Origin of the sequence: Eudoraea sp. (assembly GCF_049669105.1) — a bacterium.
Classification (GTDB): Bacteria; Bacteroidota; Bacteroidia; order Flavobacteriales; family Flavobacteriaceae; genus Eudoraea.
On the sequence record NZ_JBATKE010000021.1, the window covers coordinates 1 to 7237 of the forward strand.

7 protein-coding genes are annotated in these 7237 nt (G+C 42.1%); 3 read left to right on the forward strand and 4 right to left on the reverse strand.

What is annotated here, in order from left to right:
- The 4 genes from WBM60_RS01410 to WBM60_RS01425 all read right to left on the reverse strand — a co-directional run.
- The coding region (locus tag WBM60_RS01410) for an NAD-dependent epimerase/dehydratase family protein (protein ID WP_424282666.1) at positions 1 to 563 on the reverse strand (563 nt) is incomplete at its 3' end.
- Positions 564 to 609: 46 nt separating this feature from the next.
- Complete coding sequence (locus WBM60_RS01415; RefSeq protein WP_424278620.1) at positions 610 to 1722, reverse strand: zinc-dependent alcohol dehydrogenase; 1113 nt, start codon at positions 1720 to 1722, stop codon at positions 610 to 612.
- Between the two features lie 31 nt (positions 1723 to 1753).
- Complete coding sequence (locus WBM60_RS01420) at positions 1754 to 2908, reverse strand: Gfo/Idh/MocA family protein (protein ID WP_424282667.1); 1155 nt, start codon at positions 2906 to 2908, stop codon at positions 1754 to 1756.
- A gap of 28 nt (positions 2909 to 2936) precedes the next feature.
- Entirely contained in the window at positions 2937 to 3986 is a 1050-nt protein-coding gene (locus WBM60_RS01425; protein WP_424277069.1) for a sugar phosphate isomerase/epimerase family protein, read from the reverse strand.
- A gap of 251 nt (positions 3987 to 4237) precedes the next feature.
- Here WBM60_RS01425 and WBM60_RS01430 point away from each other — a divergent pair, with 251 nt between their 5' ends.
- The 3 genes from WBM60_RS01430 to WBM60_RS01440 form a co-directional block, all read left to right on the forward strand.
- The gene (locus tag WBM60_RS01430; protein ID WP_424261492.1) at positions 4238 to 5476 is read left to right on the forward strand and encodes an MFS transporter; all 1239 of its coding nucleotides are present in this window, start codon (positions 4238 to 4240) and stop codon (positions 5474 to 5476) included.
- Positions 5477 to 5567: 91 nt separating this feature from the next.
- The gene (locus WBM60_RS01435; protein WP_424282668.1) at positions 5568 to 6407 is read left to right on the forward strand and encodes a sugar phosphate isomerase/epimerase family protein; all 840 of its coding nucleotides are present in this window, start codon (positions 5568 to 5570) and stop codon (positions 6405 to 6407) included.
- Between the two features lie 27 nt (positions 6408 to 6434).
- Positions 6435 to 7237, forward strand: an 803-nt coding sequence (locus WBM60_RS01440) for a hypothetical protein (protein WP_424282669.1), incomplete at its 3' end; no start/stop codon positions are given.

The following is a 7237-nucleotide window of genomic DNA, read 5'->3' on the forward strand; positions in this document are numbered from 1 at the left end:
CGTCCTTTTCCATAGGTTGTATTAATTCTCAGGCATACAGTGGGTACTTGTGTATTGTCATAAAACAGACGAGCCAGATGTTCCCCGGCCAGCTTCCAGATCCCGTAATGATTTGGCGGTGCCAATGGTGCCTCTTCATTAATAGTGGCCTCCGGATACATGGCTCTCATCCCGTAAACGGCAGCGGAACTTGCAAATACAAATCTTTTGAGGTTAGGCAAATTTTCTGCGGCGTCCAAAAGGGCCATGGTGCCTCCTGTATTTATTTCCATTCCACGAATATGAGCTTTGGAACAGTCCGGGCTCTGATAAGCACCCAAATGTATAATATGTGTTGGGTTAACCTTAGTTAGTATTTCAGATATTGCTTTGTAATTAGCTACATCCAGGGTAACAAACTCCAAACGGGCATCGAGTTCATCACCCAGCCATAATTTCAAAGTCTCCGGATTGCCAGTTCTGGCAGCAACTACAATTTTCCCAACTTCCTCAGATTGTAACAGTTTATATATAGTTACCGAACCAATACAACCTGTACCGCCGGTTATGAAAATTGTATGCATATATTATTTTCCAATTTGTTGAACTAATACTTTATTACCGTTTTAATCAATTCATTTTAATTACAGCTTTTACATTATTTGCCAGGATGGAATCTTCAAAAGCTTGACTGATATCACTAAATTCATAGTGGTTAATATAATGTTCTGATGGGAATATCCCCGTTACCATCAGCTTTTGTGCCACCATATAATCATCGCGGCATGACCCCATCGAGCCGCGCATATTCAATGAGGTACGGGTGAGATGTGTAGCATTTATTTCCACATCTCTTGGATATGTCGCAATTACACAGATATCACCTTCCGGCCTGACCACAGAAATCGCTTCTGAAAGTACTTGTGGCACTCCTGAGCACTCAATAAGTAAATCTACTTTCCCATTAGCTCCAAAAGGAATACCATTATTATCTGTTATTCCCTTAGTTAATTGAGCATTTAATGAATTCTCCGGAGAAACAACTATAGTAATAAATCCCCTTTCAGCAGCTTTCTTTAAACGCATATTCACATCATGTTCTATCCCGGTAACTACAACCCTGGCACCTGCCGCCCTGGCCAACTCGGCAGACATTAATCCTATTATTCCGCAGCCGGTAACTACTACATCCTGTCCGGGTTTTATAGTACACTTATTGTGCAACGCATTGACTATAACAGACAATGGTTCAACCAGGGCACCTTGTTCCGGGGTCAAACCTTTCATTAAGGGTACCACCCGATCTGATTCCAAAACCACCTGTTGTCCAAAGCCGCCATTTCTATGAAATCCGATGATTTGTTTTGACGGACATAAATTCCATTTAGCCACACTGCACGCCGGACAATCCTCATCCTGGCAACCCAACATTGCCAATGGTGTAAATATATCTCCTACCATGAGATCGCCATGATCCCCTGGGCCCAACTCTAATACCTCCGCACTAAATTCATGTCCAATAATCCTGGGGCGTTCTACCCAATCAAAGTTTGGTTTACCCAGACTAGCACTATTATCAGAACCACAAATACCCGTATATAATGTCCTGGCACGGATTTCCCCTTCTTTCAATTCTGGCATTTCCATGGCTACAACAGAGGTATTACTTGTTACCTTAACCCCTGAGTTGGGTAAAATTTTTTCTCTTCCATGAAGGCAAAAACCTTTAATTGATTCACTCATTATTTTAGCTTATTTGAGTTTTACTGATTGATTACCAAGAGACACCCGTATCTTTCCAGCTTCTGGATTTGGCGGATTCAAGGACGGCCTCACATACCTTTTGTGTTTCCTGTGCTTCCCTGAAAGTTGGGGAACAGGGCTTCCCCATTTCAATGCTTTTAAAGAAGTCAGCTACCTGGTGTACAAAGCTATGTTCATAGCCTATGGACAAGCCGGGCACCCACCATTTATCCATATAAGGCTGATCTCCATCCGTAACATGTATAGAACGCCAACCACGTTCTATTGATTCATCCCGGTGATCAAAATACTCCAGACGATTCAGATCATGCAGATTCCATTTTAGAGAAGCATGCTCCCCATTAATCTCGAAGGTGTAAAGCGCTTTATGGCCCCTGGCATACCTGGTAGATTCAAAAAGGCCGAGGGAACCATTATCAAAATGACAATGAAAAATACATGCATCATCAATATCCACTTTTTGAACCTCACCTGAAGCAGTATGTACCCTTTCCTTTATAAAAGTTTCGGTTACCGCGGATACATCTTTAATTCCCCCATTTAGCCACATAGCCGTATCTATACAATGAGCCAAAAGGTCACCAGTAACCCCGGAACCCGCAGCATCATTGTCTAATCGCCATAAGCCTTCTCCTCCCTGGGGTAGTTCCGGACTGATGGTCCAATCCTGCAAGAAATTAGCCCGATAATGAAATATTTTGCCCAGTTTACCTGCATCAATAAGTTGCTTGGCCAGAGTTACGGCCGGAATCCGACGGTAATTATACCAAACTGTATTGTTGACCCCTGCTTTTTCAACTGCGGCCACCATGGGTTGTGCCTCTGCTACTGTTCTCGCCAGCGGCTTTTCACATAGCACCATCTTTCCTGCCTCAGCAGCGGCTATGGCAATTTGGGCATGCATATTGTTTGGAGTGCAGATATCCACAGCATCAATATCATCCCTCGCAATTAAAGTTTTCCAATCTGTTTCGAAAGATTCGTAACCCCATTGTTCAGCAAATGCTTTTACGCGTTCCTTGTTGCGGGCACAGACCGCTTTGAGAACGGGACGATATTCTAATTCAGGAAAGAAATCCCCCATTCTTTTATAGGCATTGGAATGGGTTCTTCCCATAAATCCGTAACCGATTAATCCAATTCTTATTTGTTTCTTAGTTCCCATTTGTAGTAATGTAGTATTAGATTAGCAATTAAACAGATTCATACCAACCATGCTGTTCGCGAACCTTAATCATAGCACCCAAAACATCATTCCATGTTTTAGGCTGCATCATCACATCATTAGGAAACATGCAACCATCCCAACATATATGTCTAATTTTTTTAGTTAGACTTCCATCTTCATTTCTCAGCCAGTGTCCTGCATCAACAGGAATATTTAATTTCCCATTTGGATCAGATGCCTGACAGTGCCTTCCGGTTTTATCATGAGAGCCTGCACCAAAAACAGTACCATCATTTTGGGCAACATGAAAATCTATGGTCCAGGGTCTGAGGGCAGCCGTAAGTGTTTTTAGCCCTTGAGTTAAAGTATCTCTGTCTTCCCATTTAAAGTCCTTGGGCAATATTCTTTCGTCGGGCTTATTATACCCTAAAAGATACAAAAGTGTATGCGCCATATCCGCCTGAAATCCAATATTAGGCCTGTTTACGGCTTCCAGCGTATTTAACATAGATTTCCAGCCATGCATTCCACCCCAGCAAATTTCACCTTCTGCGGCAAGAGATTCTCCATAGTCTGCTGCTACATCGCAGGCCTCACGAAATGTCTCTGCAATTAGTTTGGTATTGCCCACAGGATCTGTAGCCCAGGTCTCGGGATCAACAGATGAATCTATTCTAATAATACCATTAGGTCTAACTCCAATCTCTCTTAGTTTTTGACCAATTACACATGACTTTCGCACTTGAGTCACGAATTGAGCTCTTTCTTCTTTAGTGCCCATTGCTGAACCTCCTCCTGTAGGAGTCCAGACGGGCGCAACCAAACTGCCTATTTGCAAATTTTTGGCCCTGGCTTTATCGGCCATTACTTTAATTTCATCATCAGATGCGTCAATATTCATATGAGGATCGAAGAGAAAAAGGTCAAATCCGTCAAATTTAATTCCATCTACCTCTGCATTCGCAGTAAGGTCTATCATTGTATCGATAGAGATAGGGGGTTCAGAATCCGGGCCTTTACCTACTACTCCGGGCCAGGATGCGTTATGTAATTTTGGATAGTTGTTTTGTTGCATACTTCTGCTTATTTGTGCTGTGTGTAATTTCCGCATTCTTAACTGCGGTCGACCGTATTTTGTTCTAAATTAGCTAAAAATCAATTATCAATAAAATTTATCAGTTAGACAAAAAATTAAGGTATTTTTCAAATATGAGATAAGACAATTGAAAATTAATTATGATTTTAGCAAAAAAGACATTAAACTTATATTTTCAAAATAACTCTTTTTCACAAATATGAGTTTGTAAATCAACCAAAACTAAACAAATGGAAAACACAACAAGCGCCCCCAAAATTAATTCTCAACGGCTTTTTTATGGTAGTTGTTTTGCCCTGATTACCACTGCTTTTTCTTTTAGCATACGAGCAGGCATACTGCCTCAACTGGGAGAAGAACTTAGTTTATCAGCCGAGCAATTAGGTTTTATTAACTCCATGTGGTTTTTAGGTTTTCCAATATCCATGGTTATTGGAGGATTGATCTATCATACCGTTGGTGGGAAACGAATTATGCAATTCGCCTTTTTTGCTCACGCAGTTGGCATTATTATGACAATTTATTCCGGTAGTTATATAGGACTGCTAATTTCCACTTTACTTATTGGCCTTGGTAATGGTTGCACAGAGGCGGCCTGTAACCCAATGATTGCCGATGCTTATCAGGGAAACAGGATGAGTAAAATGATGAACAGATTTCATATGTGGTTTCCCGGAGGAATCGTTATTGGAAGTCTGATTTCAAAATTTATGACGGATGCCGGATTGGGCTGGGAAACCCAAATATGGGTTATTTTAATTCCGACCTTAATTTACGCTTACCTCTATTTCGGACAAGCCTGGCCTAAGGCAAAAATTGAGGAAGCCGCATCCATTGGAAGTAATCTAAAAGCCATGTTCTCTCCGCTATTTATTTTTATGATGGCCTGCATGGCGCTTACCGCAATTACGGAGTTTGGCCCTCAGCAATGGGTGGGACTTATCCTGGCAAAAAGTGGCGCTCAACCCATGCTTATTTTAGCCCTGGTTACCGGGCTAATGGCGGTAGCAAGATATTTTGGAGGCGTTGTTGTAGGCAAATTTGATCAGACCGGAGTATTGCTGGGCTCATCAATTCTGGCAACGCTTGGTATTTACCTTTTTAGCACTCAAACAGGGGGAATGGCCTATGTAGCAGCTGTAATATTTGCCTTGGGTATAGCATATTTCTGGCCGAATATGATTGGTTTTACCGCAGCCAAAATACCAAAAAGCGGGGCCCTTGGAATGTCTATTATAGGTGCAGTTGGAATGTTTTCAACCTCCATATTTCAGCCTATTATAGGCAAATGGATTGATACGGATAAAGCGGAAGCTGCTTCCATGGGACTCACCGGTGATGAGCTGGAATTAGTGGCCGGGCAGGAAACTTTAGGCACTATGGTTATATTTCCCGCGATCTTAATTGTGCTGTTCACTATTCTTTGGTTCTGGATAAAAAATCGCAAGGCGGAGCCTGTAGTGGCCTAGCCTGTTAATTGTAGTTTTAATATAACAAGAACTGCTGTCAATTTATTTGACAGTGGTTTTCTTTCTGTTTTACGCCTATAAAATTTTTGAAATGAAAATTGGAATGAATATGTTGCTCTGGACAAACCATGTTACGGAGCATCACTATGGCATTGTTGATACCTTAAAACAAACCGGATACGACGGGATTGAATTATTTTTAGGTGAAGGTAATGAACAACACTATTCCAAGCTTGGCAGGTATTTCTCCGATATAGCAATGGGAATTACTTGCGTTGCCTCTCTGGCCCCGGAAGAAAATATTGCCAGTCCTGATAAAAATACCCGCCTGGCTGGCTTAGAGAAGCTAAAATGGTCCATTGATATGGGAGCAGCTCTAAATGCCGAGGTAATTTGTGGCCCATTCCATTCCAGCTTTGCGTATTTCACACGTCAGCCCCCTAAGGAGGAAGAAAGGCAATGGAGTATTGAAATGTTGCAAAAAGCGGCTGAACTTGCCAGGGAGGCCAATATTATTCTTGCACCTGAGGCATTAAACAGGTTTGAATGTTACCTCTACAACACCATGGCCGATTTAAAGACATTGGCTGAGCAGGTAAATCATCCGAGTCTTGGTGCCATGTACGATACACACCACGGTAACATTGAAGAGAAAAGTCAGGCCGAAGCAATTAAGACCATCGCTCCCTATTTAAAGCATGTACATATTAGTGAGAATGACCGGGGCACCCCCGGAAGCGGACAAGTGAACTGGGATGAAGTATTCAGGACCTTAAAGGAAATCGATTATATGGGCTGGCTTACTATTGAAGCTTTTAGTACAATTATTCCTGAATTTGCCAATGCAATTAATGTCTGGCGCGATTATTCACCAATGGAGGAAGTGTACACCAAGGGATATGCTTTTATAAAAAAAGGCATGGAAATCTGATAATTAGCCCGCAATTAAACCTTACATATGAAAAAAGCATTCGTCCTATTTATTGGTTGTCTCTTGATAACGGCTTGCGGGCAAAAAACAGATAAAAAAACTTCAGAAGAGCCAGAACCAGGTCCTAAAGAATGGCTCACATTTAATGCGGAAGCCAACGAGACTAAACATGTCGTATTAATTTCAGGAGATGAGGAATACCGATCTGAGGAGGCTTTACCACAGCTGGCCAAAATCCTATCCACCAGACATGGTTTCAGGTGTACCGTGCTATTTGCTCAGGATTCGGCTGCACCGGGGATAATTAATGCAAATTATGTCAAAAACATTCCCGGGCTGGATGCCTTGAATACAGCAGATGTGATGGTGATCTTCACCAGATTTAGGGCACTACCGGATGAACAAATGCAAATCATAGATAGTTATTTGAAAAGTGGCAGGCCGGTCATTGGTATCCGAACAGCTACCCACGCCTTTAATTTTGATTCGGAATCCAAGTCTAATTTCAAACATTACAGCAATGGGTATGCCGGTGACAAAAAAGAATGGGCAGACGGTTTTGGGCGCCTGGTTTTAGGTGAGAAATGGATTTCTCATCACGGGCACCACAAGCATCAAAGTACCAGGGGAATTGTAGCTGAAACTGGCAAAAATCACCCTATCACTCACGGGATTGAAGATGGCGATATCTGGGGACCCACTGATGTTTATGGAGTTAGGTTGCCGCTTCCGGGCGATTCGGAACCCATTATTCTCGGAGAAGTCATGGAACGCGAAGGAGCCTTTTATAAAGAAGACCTTTTTTATGGAATGAGGCCCACAGATAGTAA